The sequence below is a fragment of the Marinobacter sp. LA51 genome (genome assembly GCF_030297175.1).
In the GTDB taxonomy this organism is placed as follows: Bacteria; Pseudomonadota; Gammaproteobacteria; order Pseudomonadales; family Oleiphilaceae; genus Marinobacter; species Marinobacter apostichopi.
Map to the genome: position 1 here is coordinate 1,655,096 of NZ_AP028070.1, position 22,905 is coordinate 1,678,000.

General features: G+C 56.4%; 19 protein-coding genes and 2 tRNA genes. 13 read left to right on the top strand and 8 right to left on the bottom strand.

The window, feature by feature from the left end; genetic code table 11:
- Nucleotides 1–3: 3 nt before the first annotated feature.
- From ispG to der, 5 genes are all read left to right on the top strand, one after another.
- Nucleotides 4–1,122: a flavodoxin-dependent (E)-4-hydroxy-3-methylbut-2-enyl-diphosphate synthase gene (gene ispG, locus QUE89_RS07680; RefSeq protein WP_286222613.1), complete on the top strand. Its 1,119-nt coding sequence runs from the start codon at nt 4–6 to the stop codon at nt 1,120–1,122.
- Nucleotides 1,123–1,201: 79 nt separating this feature from the next.
- Nucleotides 1,202–2,455 carry a histidine--tRNA ligase gene (gene hisS, locus QUE89_RS07685; RefSeq protein ID WP_434784103.1) on the top strand — a complete coding sequence of 418 codons (1,254 nt, stop codon included), beginning with the start codon at nt 1,202–1,204 and terminating at the stop codon, nt 2,453–2,455.
- A gap of 42 nt (nt 2,456–2,497) precedes the next feature.
- Nucleotides 2,498–3,151: a YfgM family protein gene (locus QUE89_RS07690; RefSeq protein WP_286222615.1), complete on the top strand. Its 654-nt coding sequence runs from the start codon at nt 2,498–2,500 to the stop codon at nt 3,149–3,151.
- Between the two features lie 5 nt (nt 3,152–3,156).
- Nucleotides 3,157–4,323, top strand: coding sequence for an outer membrane protein assembly factor BamB (gene bamB / locus QUE89_RS07695; protein ID WP_286222616.1), 1,167 nt, complete (start codon nt 3,157–3,159; stop codon nt 4,321–4,323).
- Between the two features lie 57 nt (nt 4,324–4,380).
- Nucleotides 4,381–5,802: a ribosome biogenesis GTPase Der gene (gene der / locus QUE89_RS07700; RefSeq protein ID WP_286222617.1), complete on the top strand. Its 1,422-nt coding sequence runs from the start codon at nt 4,381–4,383 to the stop codon at nt 5,800–5,802.
- Between the two features lie 17 nt (nt 5,803–5,819).
- On the opposite strand, the gene pta is transcribed toward der, so the two are convergent.
- Genes pta through QUE89_RS07715 form a run of 3 tightly spaced genes read right to left on the bottom strand, consistent with a single transcriptional unit; the run spans nt 5,820 to nt 11,639 of the window.
- Nucleotides 5,820–7,982 (bottom strand): phosphate acetyltransferase, encoded by a 2,163-nt coding sequence (gene pta / locus QUE89_RS07705; protein ID WP_286222618.1) that lies wholly within the window; start codon nt 7,980–7,982, stop codon nt 5,820–5,822.
- 24 nt (nt 7,983–8,006) lie between these two features.
- Entirely contained in the window at nt 8,007–9,200 is a 1,194-nt protein-coding gene (locus QUE89_RS07710) for an acetate kinase (protein WP_286222619.1), read from the bottom strand.
- Between the two features lie 21 nt (nt 9,201–9,221).
- The gene (locus QUE89_RS07715; RefSeq protein ID WP_286222620.1) at nt 9,222–11,639 is read right to left on the bottom strand and encodes a bifunctional diguanylate cyclase/phosphodiesterase; all 2,418 of its coding nucleotides are present in this window, start codon (nt 11,637–11,639) and stop codon (nt 9,222–9,224) included.
- 284 nt (nt 11,640–11,923) lie between these two features.
- Between QUE89_RS07715 and QUE89_RS07720 the strand changes: the two genes are divergently transcribed.
- Entirely contained in the window at nt 11,924–12,031 is a 108-nt protein-coding gene (locus tag QUE89_RS07720) for a hypothetical protein (protein ID WP_286222843.1), read from the top strand.
- Between the two features lie 21 nt (nt 12,032–12,052).
- On the opposite strand, the gene QUE89_RS07725 is transcribed toward QUE89_RS07720, so the two are convergent.
- The 3 genes from QUE89_RS07725 to QUE89_RS07735 all read right to left on the bottom strand — a co-directional run bounded on the left by QUE89_RS07725 (nt 12,053) and on the right by QUE89_RS07735 (nt 13,594).
- A tRNA-Glu gene (locus QUE89_RS07725) sits at nt 12,053–12,128 on the bottom strand.
- A gap of 117 nt (nt 12,129–12,245) precedes the next feature.
- On the bottom strand, nt 12,246–13,151 hold the full coding sequence (locus QUE89_RS07730; RefSeq protein ID WP_286222621.1) for a TIGR01777 family oxidoreductase: 906 nt from the start codon (nt 13,149–13,151) through the stop codon (nt 12,246–12,248).
- 71 nt (nt 13,152–13,222) lie between these two features.
- Nucleotides 13,223–13,594, bottom strand: coding sequence for a sirohydrochlorin chelatase (locus tag QUE89_RS07735; protein WP_286222622.1), 372 nt, complete (start codon nt 13,592–13,594; stop codon nt 13,223–13,225).
- A gap of 100 nt (nt 13,595–13,694) precedes the next feature.
- Here QUE89_RS07735 and QUE89_RS07740 point away from each other — a divergent pair, with 100 nt between their 5' ends.
- The 6 genes from QUE89_RS07740 to QUE89_RS07765 all read left to right on the top strand — a co-directional run bounded on the left by QUE89_RS07740 (nt 13,695) and on the right by QUE89_RS07765 (nt 18,919).
- The gene (locus QUE89_RS07740) at nt 13,695–14,297 is read left to right on the top strand and encodes a DUF924 family protein (RefSeq protein WP_286222623.1); all 603 of its coding nucleotides are present in this window, start codon (nt 13,695–13,697) and stop codon (nt 14,295–14,297) included.
- Between the two features lie 134 nt (nt 14,298–14,431).
- The gene (locus QUE89_RS07745) at nt 14,432–15,154 is read left to right on the top strand and encodes a murein L,D-transpeptidase catalytic domain family protein (RefSeq protein ID WP_286222844.1); all 723 of its coding nucleotides are present in this window, start codon (nt 14,432–14,434) and stop codon (nt 15,152–15,154) included.
- A 148-nt stretch (nt 15,155–15,302) separates the two neighbouring features.
- Nucleotides 15,303–15,378 (top strand) — tRNA-Gly (locus tag QUE89_RS07750).
- Nucleotides 15,379–15,513: 135 nt separating this feature from the next.
- The gene (locus tag QUE89_RS07755; RefSeq protein ID WP_286222624.1) at nt 15,514–16,308 is read left to right on the top strand and encodes an MOSC domain-containing protein; all 795 of its coding nucleotides are present in this window, start codon (nt 15,514–15,516) and stop codon (nt 16,306–16,308) included.
- Between the two features lie 8 nt (nt 16,309–16,316).
- Nucleotides 16,317–18,254, top strand: a complete 1,938-nt coding sequence (locus QUE89_RS07760; RefSeq protein ID WP_286222625.1) for an ATP-binding cassette domain-containing protein — start codon at nt 16,317–16,319, stop codon at nt 18,252–18,254.
- Nucleotides 18,251–18,919, top strand: coding sequence for a DUF6901 family protein (locus tag QUE89_RS07765; RefSeq protein WP_286222626.1), 669 nt, complete (start codon nt 18,251–18,253; stop codon nt 18,917–18,919). Before QUE89_RS07760 ends, QUE89_RS07765 begins: the two co-directional genes overlap by 4 nt.
- Before the next feature lie 58 nt (nt 18,920–18,977).
- On the opposite strand, the gene QUE89_RS07770 is transcribed toward QUE89_RS07765, so the two are convergent.
- Both QUE89_RS07770 and QUE89_RS07775 read right to left on the bottom strand, forming a co-directional pair.
- Nucleotides 18,978–19,409 (bottom strand): universal stress protein, encoded by a 432-nt coding sequence (locus QUE89_RS07770; protein WP_286222627.1) that lies wholly within the window; start codon nt 19,407–19,409, stop codon nt 18,978–18,980.
- A 149-nt stretch (nt 19,410–19,558) separates the two neighbouring features.
- Entirely contained in the window at nt 19,559–20,377 is an 819-nt protein-coding gene (locus QUE89_RS07775; protein ID WP_286222628.1) for a hypothetical protein, read from the bottom strand.
- A gap of 364 nt (nt 20,378–20,741) precedes the next feature.
- On the opposite strand from QUE89_RS07775, the gene fadB reads away from it, so the two are divergent.
- Nucleotides 20,742–22,889, top strand: a complete 2,148-nt coding sequence (fadB, locus tag QUE89_RS07780) for a fatty acid oxidation complex subunit alpha FadB (protein ID WP_286222629.1) — start codon at nt 20,742–20,744, stop codon at nt 22,887–22,889.
- The last annotated feature ends 16 nt before the right edge of the window (nt 22,890–22,905 follow it).

The following is a 22,905-nucleotide window of genomic DNA, read 5'->3' on the forward strand; positions in this document are numbered from 1 at the left end:
TCCATGAAGCATGAATCCCCGATCGTTAGACGCAAATCCCGCCAGATCATGGTGGGCAATGTACCTGTTGGTGGTGATGCGCCGATTGCGGTTCAGAGCATGACCAACACCAACACCCTGGATGTGAACGCCACCGTTGGTCAGGTCCGGGCGCTTGAAGAGGCTGGTGCTGATATCGTGCGTGTATCGGTACCGTCGATGGATGCTGCTGAAGCCTTCGGCAAGATCCGCGAGCAGGTGTCCGTGCCGCTGGTCGCGGACATCCACTTTGACCACAAGATTGCCCTTCGGGTGGCGGAATTGGGTGTTGATTGCCTCCGCATCAACCCGGGCAACATCGGTCGGGAAGACCGTGTCAGTGCTGTGATCAGCGCGGCCCGCGACCGCAATATCCCCATTCGTATTGGTGTTAACGCCGGCTCGCTGGAAAAGGAACTGCAGCGTAAATACGGCGAGCCGACAGCAGATGCTCTGGTCGAGTCTGCCATGAGACACATCGACATTCTCGACCGTCACGATTTCCAGGACTTCAAGGTGAGTCTCAAGGCTTCCGAGGTGTTCATGACCGTGGCGGCCTACCGAAATCTCGCCGCACAGATCGAACAGCCGTTGCATCTGGGCATCACTGAGGCCGGTGGCTTCCGCTCAGGAACCGTCAAATCTTCGATTGGGCTGGGCATGTTGTTGATGGATGGCATCGGCGACACCATCCGGGTTTCCCTGGCCGCGGATCCGGTCCAGGAAGTGAAAGTCGGTTACGACATTCTCAAGAGCCTTCGTCTGCGTAGTCGCGGCATCAACTTCATTGCGTGTCCGAGCTGCTCCCGTCAGAACTTTGATGTTATCCAGACCATGAACGATCTGGAAGCACGTCTGGAAGACGTAAACACGGCCATGGACGTTGCCATCATTGGCTGCATCGTGAACGGCCCGGGCGAGGCCAAGGTAGCCGATATTGGCCTGACCGGTGGCAGCCCGAAAAACCTATTCTACATGGCGGGTAAACCGAACCAGAAGCTCGATAACGCGAACCTTACCGACGACCTTGAGCGCCTGATCCGAGACGAAGTGGCGCGTCGCAAAGAAGAGGAAGACGCTATCATTGCCCGCTCAGGCAGCTGATTGCATACGGTTTTTCAGCACCATCATCCAGACATACGTTTAAGGGTTTAACTTGGCTAAGATTCAGGCAATTCGCGGGATGAACGATATCCTGCCGGAGCAGACGCCCGTTTGGCAGTTTGTTGAGGGCAAAGTAAGAAAGGTTCTTGCCCAGTATGGGTATCAGGAAATCCGTATGCCCATCGTCGAGCAGACGGATCTGTTCAAGCGCTCCATCGGCGAAGTAACCGACATCGTTGAAAAGGAAATGTACACCTTCGACGATCGCAACGGCGACAGCCTGACTCTGCGCCCTGAGGGCACGGCCGGCTGTGTGCGAGCAGCCGAAGAGCACGGGCTTCTGTTCAACCAGACGCGTCGACTCTGGTACACCGGCCCGATGTTCCGGCACGAACGTCCGCAGAAGGGGCGTTATCGTCAATTCCACCAGATTGGTGTCGAGTGTTTCGGCATGGCCGGACCGGATATCGACGCCGAGCTGCTGATACTGACAGCGCGCCTCTGGCGTGAGCTGGGTTTGGCTGAGCATACCCGCCTTGAAATCAACTCCATTGGCACGTCAGAGGCCCGCAAGGTCTACCGACAGGCCCTGGTGGAGTACCTTAGCCAGTACAAGGCCGACCTGGACGCCGACAGTCAGCGTCGCCTGGAGTCAAATCCGTTGCGGATCCTCGACAGCAAGGACCCGGCAACACGCAGCATTCTGGAAAATGCTCCGAATCTTGATCAGTACCTGGACGACGAATCCCGCGCTCACTTCGACCGTTTGCGCGAACTGCTGGACGCAGCAGGGATCGAGTACACCATCAATCCTGCACTGGTTCGTGGTCTGGACTATTACGGCAAGACTGTCTTCGAGTGGATCACTGACAGCCTCGGTGCCCAGGGCACGGTCTGTGCCGGTGGCCGTTACGACGGCCTCGTGGAACAGCTCGGTGGAAAACCTACCCGTGCCGTTGGCTTCGCTATGGGGCTTGAGCGCCTTATTCTGCTGCTCGAGACGCTCGAGCTGATTCCCGAGCATGTGAACAACAATGCGGACGTCTACGTCACCGCAATGGGAGACGGCGCCCTCGCGTCGGCGCTGGCATTGGCTGAAGAACTGCGCGCTGAACTGCCGAATGCGGTGGTGGTTTCCCACTGCGGCGGCGGCAGCTTCAAGAGCCAAATGAAAAAGGCTGACAAAAGCGGCGCTCGCTATGCCATCATCCTCGGCGAAAATGAAGTGGCCAACGGTCGCGTAGGGCTTAAACCCTTGCGTTCGGACGAACTCCAGCAGGATCTGGCGCGGGATGAGGTGGCCTCGTCACTGGCGGCCGTTCTCAAATACTGACGTTTACCAAAAATAGCAACGAATTCGACTACAGGAGTCATCATGGCTGAACTGCGCACCGAAGAGGAACAGGTCCAGGCAATTAAGGACTGGTGGAAAAAGAATGGTAGTTCACTGCTGATCGGTATCGGCGCTGCGCTGGCAATCGTGTTCGGCTGGCAGGCCTGGCAGAACCATGAAGCCCAACAGCGCACCGAAGCCGCTAACCAGTTCGCCAACCTCTTGAATGCCTTCAGCGATCAGGCCGACGAAAACAGCGGTGAAACCGTGGCCTTTGTCGCCCAGACTCTTCGTAACGACTACGCCGATAGCGCTTACGCGGTCTATGGCAACCTGCTCCTGGCCCGTCAGCAGCTGATGGACGGAGAATCTGAAGCCGCCGTCGAGTCGCTTGAATGGGCTCTCGAGAAAAGTGGCGAACAGCAGGCTCTGACTCTGGTTGTGCGCAGCCGTTTGGCCCGCGCCCAGTTTGATGCCGGTCAGTATGACGAAGCGCTGGCCACCATTGATGAGGCGGCCGATGCCGACAGTTTCAACGCCATCTTCTCGGAACTCCGTGGCGATATTTTGCTGGCGCAGGGTGATCGAGACGGTGCCCGTGACGCCTATCTGGCCGCACGAGAGCAGAGTCAGCAGGGCCGCAGTGGCATCCTTGAGCTGAAACTGTCTGATCTTGGTGTAGGGGAGGATGCCTGATGCGGATGTCTCGCACCAGGTGTGTTCGCGCGCTCCTCGCGACCGGCATGCTGACCGTTTTCGGGTTGGCCGGCTGCAGCACCACGGATACCTTCGAGCAGCCGGCTCCGGTGCCGGAAATTGAGAGCTCCGTCGAGTTTGATCAGGTTTGGAGCATGTCCGTCGGTGACGGTCATGACGATGAGTTTCTTTACCTTACGCCTCTGAATACGGGCGACATTCTCTACGCCGCCTCCGCTGATGGCGAAGTCTATGCGGTAAAGTCCGAGAACGGTAAGGTGCTTTGGCATGCTGAGTTGGAAGACCGTATCTTCGCCGGAGTTGGCGGCGATAACGACAGTCTGTACCTGACCACTCGAGAGGCCGAGCTGCTGGCGCTGTCCCGCGAAGACGGATCAGAGCTGTGGCGAGTTTCACTGCCGACGGAAGTTCTGGCTACTCCGCAGTCCAATGGACGGCTGGTCGTTGCCCAGACCACCGACGGTCGGGTGCTCGCCTTTGATGCGAACAACGGGGAAAAAGTCTGGCAGTACGACGGTGTCGTGCCGGTGCTTTCCATGCGCGCTGCCGCAGCTCCGCTGGTTGGAGGCGATGTGGTGATTGCATCGTTCGCCAACGGCAAGCTGGTGGCACTCAGTGCCGAGGCCGGTCAACCGTTGTGGCAGTACGAAGTTGGAGAACCCCAGGGCCGAACCGAACTGGAGCGCCTGGTCGATATCACTGGCCAGCCGCTGGTAATTGATTCAGCCATTCTGGTGGTGGGTTATCAGGGCAAACTGGCCCTGGTGGATATCCGCACAGGCCAGGAAATCTGGAGTCGTAAAGCCTCCAGCCTGTATTCGCCGATGATCGGCGACGGCAACATCTATCTGGCCTCGGCCAATGGCGAAATCGCAGCCCTTCGTGGTTCTGATCGCCGTGAACTTTGGGTACAGGATCGTCTGGCCTGGCGTCAGCTGACCCAGCCCATGGTAGTGGATGAGTACCTGGTCACCGGCGACTTCGAGGGCTATCTGCACATTCTGGACAGCACGGATGGCAGCCTGCAGGGACAGCTTGAATACGATGATGAGGGTATACGCGTACCTGCACAACGCTTGCGCAATGGTAATCTGCTGGTCTTTGGTAACAGCGGTGATATGACGGTGTTTGAACTCCGTGCCGTTGAGTGAATTTCTCCAGCCTGGCGACGCCGCCGGGCTGTTTTCCTTTTTTTGTAGCGATCTATTATGACCCCAGTTATTGCCCTTGTCGGCCGCCCAAACGTAGGCAAGTCGACGCTTTTCAACCAAATGACCCGGTCCCGGGATGCACTGGTCGCGGATTTCCCCGGCCTTACCCGCGATCGCAAGTATGGTGAGGGTAACTATGAGGGTCAGCGCTTCATTGTTATTGATACCGGTGGTCTGACCGGCGACGAAGAAGGGCTCGATGCGGAAATGGCGCGGCAGTCGATGCAGGCCGTGGAAGAAGCTGACATTGTTCTCTTCCTGGTCGATGGCCGTGCCGGTTTGACCGGCGGCGATGAGACCATTGCCAACCACCTGCGCCGCTCTGGCAAGCAGGCGCACCTGGTCGTCAATAAAACTGACGGCCAAGACCCTGATATTGCTGCTGCGGATTTCTACAGTCTGGGCTACGAATCTACCTTCCTGATTGCGGCCTCCCATAACCGGGGTATCCGGTCGATGCTGGAGTTGTTGCTGCCGTCAGAAGAAGAGCGTGAAGCGGCCGATCGCGCGGACAGGTACCCAGGTATTCGGATTGGCGTGGTCGGACGTCCAAACGTGGGAAAATCCACGCTGGTTAACCGGATGCTGGGCGAAGATCGGGTCGTGGTCTACGACATGCCGGGTACCACCCGCGACAGTGTCTACATCCCTTACGAACGCCAGGGGCACGAATACACCTTGATCGATACCGCCGGCGTTCGTCGCCGGAAGAACGTTCGGGAAACCGTCGAGAAGTTCTCCATCATCAAGACCCTGCAGGCCATTGATGACGCCCACGTGGTTATTCTGGTGATTGACGCGAGGGAAGGGCTGGTTGATCAGGATTTGCACCTGATTGGCTTTGTTCTCGATGCTGGCCGATCGCTGGTGGTTGCCGTAAACAAGTGGGACGGCATGGATCCTGACGACCGGGCCAAGGTCAAGGAACAGGTACGGCGCCGGCTCGACTTCCTGGACTACGCCGACAAGCATTACATTTCGGCGCTGCACGGCTCCGGTGTCGGGGTTATGTACGATTCGGTGCAGGACTGTTATGAATCCGCCATGGCCAAGTGGCCCACCAACCGCCTGACCGCGATCCTCCAGGACGCCATTGCGCAGCACCAGCCACCGATGGTTCATGGGCGCCGGATCAAGCTTCGTTTCGCCCACCAGGGTGGTTCCAACCCACCGGTTATCGTGGTCCATGGCAACCAGGTGGATGCGTTGCCGGGCTCCTACAAGCGCTATCTCGAAAATACGTTCCGCAAAGTCCTGAAGGTGACGGGCTCGCCCATCCGCTTCGAATTCAAGTCGGGCGAAAACCCATTTGCCGGTAAGGTGGATCGCCTCACGCCGCGGCAAAAGGTAAAGCAGGACAATGATCTGAAGAAGGGTCGGCGGATCAAGAAGACGCGCCAGAAAAGTCTCAAACGCTGAATGACTGGGGGCTGGGATCAGCCCCCCTTGGCGTCCTCGACCTGTTTGGCCTGGACCGCGGTCAGGGCAATGGTGAAGACAATGTCTTCCACCAGCGCACCCCGGGAGAGGTCATTGACGGGTTTTCTCAGGCCTTGGAGCATTGGCCCGATACTGACAACATTGGCACTGCGCTGAACCGCCTTATAGGTGGTGTTGCCGGTGTTAAGGTCAGGGAATACAAATACCGTTGCTTTACCTGCCACCTTGCTGTCTGGCGCCTTGCTTTTTGCCACGCTCTCAATCGCCGCTGCGTCGTATTGCAGGGGGCCGTCGATGAGTAAGTCCGGTCGACGCTGCTGGGCTATCTTCGTTGCCTCACGTACCTTCTCCACATCCTGTCCGGTGCCGGATTCGCCGGTACTGTAGCTGATCATCGCAACCACCGGCTCGATGCCAAAGGCCTCGGCGGACTCTGCGCTCTGAATGGCAATGTCCGCTAGTTCCTCGGCATTGGGATCCGGATTGATGGCGCAATCGCCGTACACCACGACCTGCTCCGGCAACAACATGAAGAAGACCGACGACACCACCCGGGCGTGATCGTGGGTCTTGATCAGTTGCAGGGCCGGCCTTACCGTATTGGCCGTGGTATGAACCGCCCCTGAAACCAGCCCATCCGCTTCGTCCTGGGCCACCATCATGGTACCCAGCACCACATGATCTTCCAGCATGGCCTGGGCCATATCCGGTGCCAGTCCCTTATGTTTTCGCAGCTCCACCATGGGTGCGATGTAGTCGTCCCGCACAGTGGCCGGATCGATCACCTCGATGTCGTCGGGCAGTTTCAATCCCTGTGAGCTCGCCACGTTTCTGATTTCATTTGGATTGCCCAACAGTACACAGCGAGCCAGACCCCGCTGATGGCAAATTATGGCAGCCTGCACGGTCCGGGGCTCGTTGCCTTCCGGCAAAACGATTCGCTTGTCGGCCGCTCTTGAGCGTTCGGACAGCTGGTAGCGGAAGGCCGGGGGCGAAAGCCGGCGCTGGCGTTGCACCTTCAGGTGATCCTGAAGCCAGTCGGTATCGATTTGTGTGGCGACGGCTTCCATGGCTCTGTCGATGCGTTCGGGATCGTCCACCGGGATCGCAGAGGAAAGGTTCGCCAGCATATGGGCGGTTTCATAGGTGTTGGTGTCTGAGGCCATCACCGGCAATCCGGTATCGAGGGCGCGGCGGCACAAATCAATAACGCGAGAATCAGGCAGCAGACCGCCGGTTAGCATCAGGCCGGCAAGGGGCACGCCGTTCAGGGCCGCCACAGCGGTGGTGACCACGATATCCTCCCGATCGCCAGGGGTGACCAACAGTGTGCCGGGCTTTAGAGTGTCGGCCATGTTCCTGATCGACCGGGCGACCACCGAAACCGATTGCACCCGACGCTTGTGCATCTGACCTTCGTTCAGAATTTGGATGTCCAGTTCGCGCGCAAGATCTGAGACTCGAGGTGCCAGCAACTCCGGCTGCCACGGAATTTCTGCGAGTAACTGGAATCGGTTATCGCTGAATACCTTACATTGGCTTCGGTAATGGGTGGGCGATGCCTCTTCTTCAGTGCGGCGCTGGAGCGAGAGCCCTGACAGGCCGTCCCGTTCCGGTTCGCCAACCTTGTTCAGGATCACGCCAATTACGTCCGGGTCGGACGGATCGGCAAACAGCCGCGCGGAGAAGTCGAGCTCGTCATCCAAAGCAGCGGGGCGGCTGCTCTTAGGTGAACTGACGAGAATGACTTCGGAGCCGAGATTGCGAGCGACTTCGACATTCAGTCGGGCGATATAGGCTTCCGTTCGATCAGGAACCAGGCCCTCAATGATGACCACATCTACATCCTGTGCAACTTTCTGATACTCGCCCACGATGGTTTCCATCAACAGGTCGGACTTGCCGCGATTCAGAAGGTGCTGGGCCTCTTTGAGAGACAGTGGGTCGGGTGGCTGGAGGTGACTGCGGGCACGAACAAATTCGACGGAGGTATCCCTGCCGTTGTTGTGCAGCGCCTCACCCTGATGGACGGATTGTAGGAACGGCTTGTAGAAGCCGACACTGACGCCAACCCGTTCCAGCGCTCGCAGCAGACCCAGGCAGACCGAGGTCAGGCCGGAGTCCAGGGACGTCGGAGCGATAAACAGACTTTTTGCCATAACAGATTCCTGGAATTGAAAGGGTTAAACCGAGCCGCTAGTGGCAAGCCGTGACGTCTCCGTGGCGATCACCAGTTCTTCATCAGTGGGGATGACCAGAACGGGAAAGCGGGAATCGCCGCTCTCGATATGACCCTGATTATGTGCCCCATGGGCTTCATTCAGTTCTTTGTCGATCTGGAATCCCATTAATGGGAGATGGCTGAGAGTCTGTTGCCGGACTCTGGAACTGTTTTCACCGATTCCGCCGGTAAAGACCAGGGCATCGAGGGAGGTAAGTGAGGCCATCATAGCGCCAATGTACTTGGCCAGCCGAAAGCAAAAGATCTCGATGGCCAGTGCCGAGGGCTCATGTCCACGGTCGGCAAGATCGCAGAGGGAGCGCATGTCGTTAGTCTGGCCGGAGAGCCCCAACAAACCGCTTTGTTTGTTCAGTACTTCGTTCAGTTCTTCGGCGGAAATTCCTTTGCCGGCAAGGAAGTCGAACAGACCGGGATCCACGTCACCGCTACGAGTGCCCATCACCAGGCCTTCCAGTGGCGTTAATCCCATGCTGGTATCGACACTGATGCCATCGCGAATTGCGGTGATGCTGCAGCCGTTACCAAGATGGGCCGAGATGATGGATGTAGTTGCCGGTGTTCTTCCCAGCAGCCGGGCTGCTTCGTGGGCCATGAAGTAATGGCTGGTGCCGTGAAATCCATACCGCCTGACGGCCCAGTCGCGGTAGTAAGACTCGGGCAGGGCATACATAAATGCTCTAGGCGGCAGGGTTTGGTGAAAGGCGGTATCAAAGACCGCAACTTGCGGAACGCTGGGAAACAGACGTCGGGTTGCCGAGATTCCATCGAGGTTCACCGGGTTGTGCAAGGGTGCCAGGCTGGCGCAGTACTCGATAGCGGCGATGGTTTCGTCATTGAGCAGGGCTGCCTCACGAAAGGTTTCCCCACCATGGACAACCCGGTGGCCAATGGCGAATGGATCGTTCGCTATAATGGCCTGGTCCTTCAAGACCCTGATCAGAGTGCTGAGGGCAATTTCGTGGGAAGCGCCGGTTGGCAATGGCACTGGCTGCTCGCTACCGGCGATCCGGGCAAAGGCATCACTGCTGTTCAGGCGTTCGGCGAGGGCGGAGGCCCGCTTGCGGTGTTGGTCGTCAAAAACGGCCAGTTTCAGCGATGAACTACCGCAATTGATGACGAGTAGGTTGGCATCCATGGTTCGAGGGGCCTTGATCGATCAGATCTGCACGCGTTGGTTGGTCTTGAGCCAGGCTTCAAATTCCGTGGCGGGCAGCGGGCGGCTATAAAAATAGCCTTGGGAGAAATCACACCCTTCGGCTTTCAGGAAGTGGGTCTGGCACTCTTCTTCAACGCCCTCGGCAATCACACGCAGCCCCAGGCTATGGGCCATGTTTATAATGGCCCGAACCAGCGACGCGTCTTCCGGCTCCTTCATTACATCTTGCACAAAGGATTTATCGATTTTCAGGGTGTCGAAGGGATAACTCTTCAGGTAGCTGAGTGCCGAATACCCGGTACCAAAGTCGTCAACGGACAGGCGAATGCCCTCCCGGTCAAGCAGGCGCAGGATTTCGGACGTTTCGATGGAATTGTCCAGAATCAGTCGCTCTGTGATTTCAAGTTCGAGCTGTTCTGCTTCAAGGCCGCTGTTATCAAGTGCCTGCATGACCGCGTCGGTAAAGCGTGGGTCCCTGAACTGTCGAGGAGAAACGTTCACCGAAATGCCGATGTTCCTTCCGGCAATCTCTTTCCATTCAACCGCGGCCTTGCAGGCCTCTTCCAGCACCCATTCGCCGATGGGGATAATCAGGCCGGTTTCCTCGGCGAGCGGAATAAAGCGGTCTGGCATTACCATGCCCATGGTGGGATTGTGCCAGCGCAGCAGCGCCTCGACCGCAACCAGGTTGCCGGAATCGGTATGAACAATGGGTTGGTAATAGAGTTCAAGCTCCTTGAGCTCCATCGCCCGGCGCAGGCGCGACTCCATTTGCAGACGTTCGTGGGAAACCTCAGTCATTTCCGGGGTGAAATGAGCGTAGGCACTCTTACCCTTGTGTTTGGCCTGGTACATCGCGGCGTCGGCGTGCTGGAGCAGGGTGCCGCTGTTGTCGGAATCGACCGGGAACACGGCGATACCGATACTGGTGGTGATGAATACCTCCTGTCCATTCAGGATGTACGGTGGCGAAAAGGTTTTCAGAATGCGATCGGCGACCTGAGAGGAGGCATCGGGCCCGGTCAGGCCAGGCAGAATCACCAGGAATTCGTCACCGCCCAGTCGGGCTACGGTACTGGTACCGCGCAGGCAGCTGGAAATGCGCCGGGCCGCCTCAACCAGCAGGTTGTCGCCGGCATCATGACCCAGGGTGTCATTGATGTGTTTGAAGTTGTCGAGATCCAGAAACATCACCCCGACCTGGGTGTTTTCGCGTCGAGCTTGGGCCAAAGCAAGCTTGAGACGGTCCAGCGCCAGCATTCGATTAGGCAGTCCCGTCAGGATGTCGTAATTGGCCTGGCGCAGCAGTTGCTGCTCGTAACGCTTTCGAATACTGATGTCTTCGCCCAGAATCAGGTAGCCGGTGGTGTCGCTACCGCTGTCTTTGATGGGGGTAACGATGAGCTGCTCCCAGAATCGCTCGCCATTCTTGCGAATACTGTTGACCTCACCCTGCCAGACACCGACCCGTTGAACCTGAAGCCGGATGGATTGCCACAGGTGCCGGCTTTCACGGTTCTCCAGGTCATTTTCACTGAGTGCGCCCGGGTGTTTGCCAATAATTGAGGAGGCACTGTAGCCGGTCAGTTGGGTGAATTTCTGGTTGGCAAACTCGACCCGCCATTGCCGATCGCAGATAAGAACCGAGGAAGGGCTCTGTTCAATAGCTTTGGAAAACTTGCGAATTTCGGCGGCATCCCGCTCTTGGCGGACTACGTCATCGTTCAGGCGCTCCCGCATCTGATTGATGGCATCGGTAACGCGACCGAGCTCATCTCTCTCATTGGAGGGTGTTCGGGGACGATCAAGCTCCAGTGGCCGGGAAAGGTTAGACAGGGAGAAGTCCCGGGCGTAATCGGCCATGGTTGAAAGGTGGCGGGTGACGAAGTGCTGAAAGATCCAGATGATCAGGATGGAGACAAAAAAGGTTTTCAGGAATTGGGTGGTCAGGATGATGCCAACCTTGTGTTCCATTTCCTCATAAACCCGCTCCAGATTAGCGGTGACGGTCAGTTCTCCGAGCTCGAACATCTCGTCCCCCATGTGAACGAGCCTGAAGCTGTGAGACCGGGTTTGTGCGCCACGTGGAATATCGCCCATGACCAGTTCGGAATCTGGCTCAATGCGCAGTCGCAGATGAGCAATGTCAGGCAGGCTAAGGATACCTTCCATTTGAGTCTGCAGAAGTTTTTGGTCCAGTGCCCACAGGCTTCTGGCAAGGCTGGAAGAATAGCCGGCTTCGACAACGTCCATACGGTTGTCGATCTGGGACAGGTCTTTCCTGTAGTCGGTGTAGATCTGGATACCGGAGGCAATCAGGGTGAACGCCGAGCTGAATAGGAGTATCCAGGCCAGCAGCCTGAAGGACAGGGGAGAGCCTTTTCGGAATCGTTGAAGACGCGTCGACAATTTTGGCATGCCGTAAACTTCTGCCACCCGGTCTGGTTTATAGGTGCGTGCGAGCCGCTACCTGTTCGACTATAGCAGTAGTTTGTTTCAACTGTCGTGCAAACGTTGGAAAAATAGAGAGAAACGTGTGCCTGATCAGTAAATTTGGAGGGCCACTAAGTACGCGCATTTGATCTGAGTCAATGTCGGCTGTGCTGCTGTCGCGTAATTTGAGCGCTAAAGTCGCAATTGTAAAGCCGGAGGGGCAGATGTACGTAGACGCTATCGTAATCGCGGGGGTTGTAACGGTATTGATGATGCTAGGGTTTTTCGTGGGGGTCGGGGTATTCGTAATGAGAGACCAGAAACTGCACGGTCAAAACGGGGGAGGGAAATCGTCCGCAGACAAACCGCCTATATAGGCGGATACTGGCAAGAAGAAATGGCGTCCCCTAGGGGGTTCGAACCCCTGTTGCCGCCGTGAAAGGGCGGAGTCCTAGGCCACTAGACGAAGGGGACGCAACGTTTTCAAAAGCTTGCCTCGTCGAGGTGGCGCGTATATTAAATAAGGCTCCGGGGTGTGTCAACGATTTTCCCAAAAAAAATGAATTAATTTAGCCATTCCCTTTTTCGGGCTCATTGGCGCACCGAATCCTCCAGCGCCGCCTGAAGTTCAGGAAACCGAAAATTATAACCCTGTGCGGTTAGTCGAGCCGGTTTGGCCTTTTGTCCCGTCAGCAACAGTCCCGCCATTTCTCCCAAGGCAATTCTGAGAACGGGGGCTGGAGCAGGAAACAGGGTTGGTCGCCGAACAGCTTTGCCCAGGCATCGAGTGAATTCGGCATTCGTTACCGGGTTCGGGCTGACCACATTGTAGGGGCCCGAGGCGTCGTCCTGTTCCAGCATCCATATAAGTGCTCCGACTACGTCATCCCGGTGCACCCAAGGCATGTACTGGCGGCCGTCTCCGAGCCGGCCGCCCAGTCCCAGCTTGAAGGGCGTCACCATCCGCGCCAGAAAGCCGCCGCCTGGCCCGGCCACAACGCCGGTTCTGGACAGGCACACCCGGACATTATCCCGCTCCAGCGCCAGGGCAGCATTTTCCCAGTCCCGACAGAGCTGATGAGTGAACTCATCATGGGGGTGGGTCTGTTCTGTGACCTCAGAGTCGGCTTGATTGCCATAGAAGCCTACCGCCGATCCTGAAACCATCACTTGAGGCGGCGTCTCCCAGCTTCTGATTACATCGACCAGCGTTTCGGTGATGCCGATACGGCTGTCTCTAAGCTCCTGCTTGCGTTTATCCGACCAGCGCTTATCAGCAATGCCTTCTCCTGCGAGATTAATAACAGCGTCGTAGCCGGGGTGGGATCGAAGCTGCTTCAGGTCCTGCGTGGTTTCTACCCGCCCGCAGGCAGCTAGGACATCGTCTGGGTTCTGACGGCTGAGTACGGTCAATTCGTAGCCGCGATTCAGCAATTCGGGGCACAGGACTTTGCCAATAAAGCCGGTGCCGCCGGTAACAAGAATGCGTTTTTTCATGGCTTTTGTGCTCCTTGCTCTTCACCCCTAAAAGGGCTTCTGGTGACCAGGGTCACCTGCCGCGCTGGAAATCAGCCTTTCATGCCGCTTAGCTGATGCATAACGACATCTTTAATGGCTTCACCAAGTTGCGGATTTTCGCCGATTGGCGGTGCTAGCTCTATAGCGACTCCGTGTGTTTCCTCGAGCCCTTTGATCATAGCCGGCACGTCTTTTCGCAGGTGTCGGCCCGCTGCCAGGAACAGGGGGACAATCGTAAACTGATGCACTCCGTCCTTAACGCCTTCTGCCACGATATCGTCCAGTGAAGGTTCGGCCAGCTCCATGTAGGCAATGCGCGAGTCGGCGACGGCGGTAAGGGTAGGGGTGGCGAGGTTCTCAAATGTCTCGCACCAGCGCTTGTCACTACTGCCGTGTGCTAACAGAATAATGCGATTGCTCATCTGTGCTCCTGAGTCATCAGTTCTGGGGTGGTGATCGTAAACCCGCGCTGTGGCTTTAACAGCCGGTTCACAAACGTTAAAAATAGCAGGGTGTTGCTTTATGTTCGATTGGAAAGAGATTCTGGATTTCTGGTTTGGCGAACTGGATGCCGATGGCCTGTCCGATCGGGCACACCGAAACCGATGGTTTAGAGCCGACCGCAAGTTCGATCAGGAAATCCGTCGGCGTTTTATGTCGATGGTACTGTTTGCCTCAGAGCAGGGGCTGGACCATTGGCGGAGTGAGCCAGGCGGTATGCTGGCCGAGATTCTTCTGCTGGATCAGTTTTCACGGAATATCTTCCGTGGCGCCGGCATGGCCTTTGATCAGGACGTCCAGGCTCGAAAGCTCTGCCGGCAGGCAATGGCCAAAGGCCAGGACATGGCGCTGCCACCCCTCCAGCGGGCCTTCCTCTACATGCCCCTGCAACACTCAGAGCGTCTTGAGGACCAACGAACCTCGGTGGACTGTTATGAGCAGCTGGCCGCCTCCACGCCGGGACTGTTGGGAGACTTCCTGCAGAGTTTTGCGCAGTCCGCCCGAGACCACAAGGCGATTATTGAGCGGTTCTCGCGCTTTCCCCATCGGAATAAGGCATTGGGACGAACATCCAGCGATCCCGAAAAAGAGTATCTGGCCGGGGGTAGAACATTTGGTCAATGATGTCCGGCCTTTTTTCGGTTTGTATGAAAAATGTACATTGTGACCCGCTAGCCGGAATAGCTTGATAGAATGCGCGACTCTTTTGGCGTGGGTATGCGCATCGCGTGCCCGTAAGTATTTGGGGAAGAATTCGGATGTTTACTTCAGGGCGTTTTTTGCGTTCCGGGCTTCTTTTGGCTGTTTCCATATTGATTCCGTCTTTTTCGCAGGGCGCTTCCCTGGACGATGATTTGCTACATCGGATGTCCAATGCGGCGCCGGAGCTTGATCCTGTCGTGCTTGAATCCGCGTTCAATGCCTCCCGCTGTGCGGTGTTCTCTGGTGTAGAAATGCCACAACGTCTGGCTGTGATCGACTTTTCACTGCCATCCAGTCGTGAACGCCTGTGGATCTTTGATCTGGAGCAGGGTGAGCTGGTGCTTCGGGATCTTGTCGCCCATGGAAAGAATTCCGGTAACTTCGAGTCCACAGCCTTTTCCAATGTGGAAGGGAGTTATCAATCCAGCATCGGTTTGTTTCGCGGCAGCGAATCCTATTACGGCAAGCACGGGTACTCGCTACGCTTGGATGGACTGGAGCCGGGCATCAATGATCACGCCCGACGTCGAGCAATCGTGATTCATGGCGCGGACTATGTGAATGAGTCGTGGGTGAATAAGTACGGCAGGATCGGCCGCAGTCATGGCTGCCCAGCGGTTGATAACCAGGTGATCGAGCGGGTGGTGGATAATCTCAAGGGCGGCCAGCTGGTCTTCAAGTTTTACCCCGATCAAGGCTGGCTCCACGGCTCGAACTACCTCAATTGCGGCGGTGGAGCTGTTGCCGTTACCGATTCTGGTCACGGCGAACAGGGTTAAGTGATCAGCTTTTGGGCAAGTTGTTTACTCTATAAACAGAGTTGGCTCAGAAGAGAAAAAACATCGAAAAACTTGAGAAAAAGAGGTTGACGGCCAAGCTCTGATCCGTAGAATACGCCTCCGTTGTCGGCATGAACCGAACAGCATTGCGGGAATAGCTCAGTTGGTAGAGCACAACCTTGCCAAGGTTGGGGTCGCGAGTTCGAATCTCGTTTCCCGCTCCAGATTTTAAAAACCCGGTTTCGAAAGAAACCGGGTTTTTTCGTTTCAGGCCTCAGCAAGTTCGGCGTTACCCTGCCTGGTCAGTTATAATCGCCAGCCTCAAAGGCGATTAATAAACAGGATGGGAGCGCCACCGCATGAATGTCCATTCTCTCTGGGTGTATCCGGTGAAATCCCTGGCCGGAATCCGTGTGGATCAGCTTGAACTGGATGATTTTGGTCCTGCCGGTGATCGTCGCTGGATGATTGTCGATGAAGAAGGTCACTTCGTTACCCAGCGTTCTCATCCAGAGCTTGCCAATATCCAGGTGACGCTGGTCGAAGGGCGGGTGCAGTTGGGCATTCCCGGGCAAGGCAGTTTCACGCTGACGCCGACTGATGAGCGCATCACAACGCTGGTCTGGCGCGACTGGACATCAGCTCTGCTGGGGCAGCCCGATGTCAGCGAAGCGCTGAGCCGCTTTTGTTCCAGATCCCTGCGTTTTGTCTATATGCCTGACGATTCCTTTCGGCGCGTGGACCCGGAGCGGGTGACGGATCGGCGTCGAGTCAGTTTTGCCGACGGATTCCCGCTTCTGGTTACCAATCTGTCGTCCCTGGAAGAGCTTAACAGCCGTTTGCAGGAGCCCGTGGAAATGCGCCGGTTCCGGCCCAATGTGGTCGTTCAGGGCGCTGCCTCCTGGGACGAAGATCACTGGCGTGAGCTTGATGTTGGAGGTTGCAGGCTCAGTTTGGTCAAACCGTGCTCTCGTTGCGTCATGACCACGGTCGATCCTGATCTCGGGGTAAAAGACCCGGCAACACAACCGCTTAAAACCCTGTCTGGCTACCGACGAACTGAAGACGGGGTCATCTTTGGAATGAACGCCGTTCACGACTCGGCGGGTCGAATTCAAGTTGGCGATTCAATCACCACGATCAAAACGGAGTAATACGTAACGTGCCATTGTTAACACTGGATGCCTTGTCCCTGGCTTATGGGATGCACCCACTGCTTGACCAGGCGTCACTGATCGTGGAGGCCGGCGAACGGGTGTGTCTGCTCGGCCGGAACGGCGAAGGCAAATCAACGCTTTTGAAAATTGTCAGCGGGGAAGTGGTTCCCGATGGTGGTCTCGTTCGTTTGGATGATGGCGCCGTGCTGGCAGTCCTGCCTCAGAACTTGCCCACACACGACACTCGCACCGCCTACGATGTTGTTGCCGGCGCATTCCCAGAGACCGGTGAACTGCTGACCGAATTCCACCGCCTTTCCCAGCAGGCGGACGAGGCCAGTCTCGATCGCATGATGAAAGTGCAGGAACGCCTTGAGGCGCTGGACGGCTGGCGCCTGGATCAGAAGGTGACCACCATTTTGGGTCAATACGGTATCGACCCTGACCGGCAGCTGGATACCCTGTCGGGTGGCTGGCAGCGACGTGTGTTGCTGGCGAGAGCCTTGGTCGCTGAGCCGGATATTCTGCTGCTGGACGAGCCCACCAACCACCTGGACGTACCAGCCATTGCCTGGCTGGAAGAGGCGCTGGGCCAGTTCCGGGGCGCGATGCTGTTTGTCAGTCACGACCGGGCGTTCATTCGCCGTATGGCGACCCGAATTGTAGAGTTGGATCGGGGCAAACTTGTCAGTTTTTCAGCGACGTATGACAAATACCTCGAGTTGAAAGAGAAGGCGCTCGAGGAAGAGGAGCGCCAGAATGCGCTCTTCGACAAACGCCTGAAGCAGGAAGAAGCCTGGATCCGTCAGGGTATCAAGGCGCGCCGCACCCGCAACATGGGTCGGGTGCGTGCCCTGAAGGCGATGCGAGAGGAGCACCGTCAGCGCCGGACCCGCGGTGGCACAGCAACCTTTGCAGTCGAAGATGCGGCGCGCTCTGGCAAACTGGTCGTGGAAACCCGGGATGCCGGGTTTGGGTATCAGGCCCGCGCCGATATCATCCGGGATATGAACCTGACTGTCCTGCGCGGCGATAAGATCGGTCTCGTTGGCGAAAACGGTACCGGCAAGACCACGCTGGTGCGGCTGTTACTCGGAGACCTTGAGGCCACTGAGGGATCGATCCGACTGGGCACCAATCTCCAGGTTGCTTACTTCGATCAGCTGCGTGGTGAGTTGGATTTGAGCAAGAACGCTCTGGACAACTTGTCGGAAGGGCGCGAGTTCATCGACATCAATGGCCAGAGCAAGCATGTATTGGGCTACTTACAGGAGTTCCTGTTTACGCCTGAGCGTGCCCGGTCTCCGGTCCGGGTATTTTCTGGTGGCGAGCGGGCTCGCTTGCTCCTGGCCAAGCTGTTCAGCAAACCGGCCAACATCCTGGTTCTGGACGAACCTACCAACGATCTGGACGTAGAAACGCTGGAGTTGCTGGAAGAGCAGCTGGCGGAGTTCAAGGGCACCGTTATCGTGATCAGTCACGACCGGGAGTTCCTCGATAACGTCGTGACCGAAACGGTCTTCCTGGATGGCTCCGGGCAGGTGCGCGAGTATGTCGGTGGCTACAGCGATTGGCGTCGGCAGGGTGGATGCTTTCCGTCTGAGGCGGGCGGCAATCGACCCGACAAGCAGGACAAGCGCTCAAAAAACGGAGCCGACGACAAAGTGTCTACGTCACCGTCCAAACCTGTGGGCCAGTCCACACAATCGAAACCCGTCAAGCTGAGTTACAAGCTTAAACTTGAACTCGAGGAACTACCGGGGAAAATCGAGGCCTTAGAGCAGGATATTGCCCGGCTGCAGACTACTATCGCAGATTCAGACTTTTACGCTGGTCCACCGAACGATGTCTCAGCCACGCTTGAGGAATTGACGGACAAGGAGTCCCGTCTTGAGCAGGTGATTGAGCGGTGGATGGAGTTGGAGGAACAGGCGAATCAATGAATGTAAATTACAGTTTCAGGTTTCAGGGCGGGCGCACGGTTGAGTTCAAGGTAACTGATCAGCCGGCAGTCCCGGCTTCGAAGCAGCCGTCCTGGGTAAAATTGGAGCATTGCCAATGCTCCAACTGTCCGTTGCGGTCCAGCGATGCCGAGAATTGCCCGGCCGCAACGGAAATCCTGCCCGTTGTGGAGGCATTCCAGGCCGATGATGCCTATCAGAAAGTCGATGTGACCGTGACCGATGAACGCCGCGCCTATGTAAAGCAGACTGCTCTCGAGGAGGCGCTCAGGTCATTGTTGGGTCTGAAGATGGCGACCAGTGGTTGCCCCGTACTCGCGGAACTGAAGCCCATGGCAATGCACCATCTGCCGTTCGCCAATACCGACGAATTCATTACCCGCAGCGTGTCTCACTATCTGTTGCAGCAATACTTCGCCGCGCGAAACCATGAGGAGCCGGATTGGGAGCTGAAGGGTCTGGTGGAGCGGAATCAGCGCTTGCAGTTGGTTAACCAGGCGTTATGGCAGCGAATTCACTCGGTTTGTAAGGGCGACAGCAACCTGAAGGCTTTGCTGAACTTCTTCTCAATGGCTTCCAGCGTGAGCTTCTCTCTGGAAAGTCAGCTCCGCAAACTGGAAGCCAAGATGGGCGGCGAGCCACACTGACTGGATCGGTGCGCTGCCACCGCTTGATGGCCCTGATGCTTTTCTTCAGCTCCGGGTCCTAGTTGATTCTTACCGCCAACACGTCGCATTCCGTGCCGTGCAAAACCCCATTGGCGGTAGAGCCCAGCAAGAGCTGGAAACCCTTCCTGCCGTGACTGCCGACGATGATCAGGTCCACTTCGTGTTCCTTGGCGAGGCGGTGAATCTCCGATTCCGGACGGCCAACGGTGACCACCTGATTAGCTTTTGATATGTCGTACTGGTCGCCGTAGCCGGCAAGCTGATCGTGGGCAGCCTTGTCGAGCTGATCCTGCAATTCCGTCAGATCCATAGGGATGTCTCCGCCATAGGCGTAGCCGACCGGTTCTACCACGTGAATCAGCAGCAACTCAGCGCCGTGGGACTCACAGACGGCCCTGGCCTTGTTCAGGACCTGCGGAGCCTCTTCGGTCAGATCGATTGCAACAAGCACCTTGCTGTAAGCGGACATTGCATCACTCCTTTATGCCGAGCATAACTTCAGAATAGTAGCTCTATTCTGATCCGAACAGTGTAGTTAGTAACTGATGCACATCAATGAAGGGTAGGAAATTCAGGAAGCTGGCGGACTGGGTGTCTGCCAGCTTCAGGATGAGCGGCTTAGGCGTTGCCTTGCAGCAGGGTAATGGTGGTTGCCAGCCCTTTCAGAATGCCTTTTGAGTATCGGTCAATCACGAACCCGACGTTCTTTTCGTTGTAGTTGATGTAAGAGCCACGAATGAATTCCCACTTGGACGAAATGTCACTCATGGTCTTTTTCAGGTCACTACCTGAGTCACCATGCATGACGGTAGCCAGCAACTGGTCGAACTCCCGAGCCTGCTCGTCCAATGGCTTTTCAGTAGAAGAGCCCTGAAAGGTCTGGGAGACCGAGGAATTGGTGCGCACCGAGTACTTGGCCATCATCTGGGCCATCTTGACGGCTGCTGACCTGGCCGCTTCAACCCTCGGGTTGGTTTCGGTTTGAGCGCTTTCCTGGGCAGCCTGATAAAGGTCAGTTGCCATGTTGTTCATGGCAAGTGCCTGGTTGGCCATATCGGATACCAGGCGTAGGTCAGGGTAGCCGGTCTTGCGAACGTCATTGATGTTGCTGCGCATTAGCGCCTTGAATTGATCAAATTCCTGATTCAGGCCTTCTATCTGTTCGGTCGAGAGCACGCCGGTGGTGCTTTTTATGATGGTGTTCATCGCATCGTTGGCCGCATTGATGCCGATGACGATCTCATTGAGGGTGTCAGTGTCGCCATTGCCGCTGAACCGGTAATAGGCGTCCAGGGCCATGTAGTTGCTGACGCGGAATTCGTGCAGTTCTGACAGAAACCCTCCCGCTGTTTCCTGGGCGCGGGCACCCAGAGAGGTCAAAGCGAGCAGGATCAGTGCGGCTACCAGGGAGCGAACTCTCAGGCGGGTGTCTTCCATCGGATGGGTCTCCGTAATGCTGTTTTATTATTGTGGACTAAAGTCGCAGGTCGAAGTTAAAGTAACTTCGTTGGCCAAGCAAGCGGTTTTGGCCGCTGCAACGGCGGTAACTGTAAACAAGTATCAAATCCGGGGGTTAGCGCCCCGGAGTCTGTGGTCAGCATTCACTTTTCAGATCCGCCGCAAGAAACAAATTGACAAACGCCCGTTTTTTTTTCATCGTGTGCCCTCGCGATTCAAACGACTGTATGAATTTTGGATCGAATGATCGGGCAGTGACCGAAATCTCGCTGCACAAACAGTCATCGCACCGCAGCGTGTAGATGGCTGGAAGCAGTTCCTAACACAGACTGGAGATCAGTTGATGATTTACGAAGGTAAAGCCATCACGGTTAAAGAGATCGAAGGCGGGATCGCTCAGTTGAACTTCGACTTGCAGGGCGAGTCAGTCAACAAGTTCAACCGTCTCACTATCGAAGAACTGGGTGCCGCAACTGACGCAATTAAAGCGCAAAAGAATCTGAAGGGTCTGGTCGTAACCAGTTCCAAAGACAGCTTTATTGTTGGTGCCGACATTACCGAATTCACCGAGCTGTTTGCTGGTTCGGAAGAGGATCTGGTAGCCAACAACCTGAAGGCCAACGAAGTATTTAACGCCGTTGAAGACCTGCCATTCCCGACTGTTACCGCCATCAATGGCATGGCGCTGGGTGGCGGTTTTGAAATGTGCCTGGCCACCGACTACCGGGTAATCGACAAGAAGGCCAAGGTTGGTCTGCCGGAAGTGAAGCTGGGTATCTTCCCGGGCTTTGGCGGTACCGTGCGCCTGTCTCGTCTGGTCGGTGTTGATAATGCCGTTGAGTGGATTAGTGGCGGTACCGAGAACCGTGCCGATGCTGCCCTGAAAGTAGGTGCAGTTGATGCAGTGGTCGAATCCGACAAGCTGGTTGCGGCCGCTGTTGGCATCATCACCCAGTGCAACGAGGGCAAGCTGGATAACCTGGCTCGTCGTGAAGAGAAGAAGGGCAAGATCAAGCTGAACGCCATGGAAAGCATGATGGCCTTCGAGATCTCCAAAGCCTTCGTTGCAGGCAAAGCCGGCAAGAACTACCCGGCGCCGGTTGAAGCCATCAAGGTGATGCAGAAGCACGCTGGTCTGACCCGCGACAAAGCCATTGAAGTCGAAGCCAAGGGCTTTGCCAAGATGGCCAAGACCAACGTGGCAGCCTGCCTGGTTGGTTTGTTCCTGAACGATCAGGAGCTGAAGAAGAAAGCCAAGGCTTGGGAAAAAGAAGCCAGTGACGTCAACCTGACGGCCGTGCTGGGCGCTGGCATCATGGGTGGCGGCGTAGCTTTCCAGTCTGCGCTTAAGGGCACCCCGATCGTCATGAAAGACATCAACCAGGACGGCATCAAGCTTGGACTGGAAGAAGCCAAGAAGCTGCTGGCCAAGCGAGTAGCCAAAGGCAAGATGGACGCCAGCAAAATGGCGGACGTCCTCAACAGTATTACGCCGACCCTGAACTACGGTGATTTCAAGAGCGTAGACCTGGTTGTTGAAGCTGTTGTTGAGAATCCGAAGGTAAAAGACGCTGTACTGCGTGAAACCGAAGATGCGGTTCGCGACGATACAATCCTGACGTCCAACACCTCCACTATTTCCATCGACCTTCTGGCGAAGAACCTGAAGCGTCCGGAAAACTTCTGTGGCATGCACTTCTTCAACCCGGTGCACATGATGCCTCTGGTTGAGGTTATCCGTGGCGAGAAGACCAGTGATCGCGCTATCGCGACCACTGTTGCCTACGCCAAGGCTATGGGCAAGACTCCGATCGTAGTCAACGACTGCCCGGGCTTCCTGGTTAACCGGGTACTGTTCCCGTACTTCGGTGGTTTTGCCGGTCTGGTCCGTGACGGCGCCGACTTCCAGAAAGTCGACAAGGTCATGGAGAAGTTTGGCTGGCCGATGGGTCCTGCGTATCTGCTCGACGTAGTCGGCATGGATACCGCCAAGCACGCCAACGAAGTTATGGCTGAAGGCTTCCCGGACCGCATGAAGGACGAAAACAAGTCCTCCATCGACGTAATGTTCGAGAACAACCGCTACGGTCAGAAGAATGACAAGGGTTTCTACAAGTATGAAACCGACAAGAAGGGCAAGCCCAAGAAGGTTGTAGATGAAGAAGTCTACAAGCTGCTTGAGCCTGTTGTTCAGGGTAAGAAGGACTTTGATGATGAAGACATCATTGCCCGGATGATGATCCCGCTGTGCCTGGAAACCGTTCGCTGCCTGGAAGATGGCATCGTTGAGGATCCGGCCGATGCGGATATGGGCCTGATCTTCGGTATCGGCTTCCCGCCGTTCCGTGGTGGTGCCCTGCGCTATATCGACGATATGGGTGTAGACGCATTCGTCGAGCTGGCAGACAAGTATGCAGACCTTGGTCCTCTTTATCACCCGACCGAGAAGCTGCGTGAAATGGCCAAGACTGGCGAAAAGTTCTTTGGTTAACCCTGAACGAGATTTC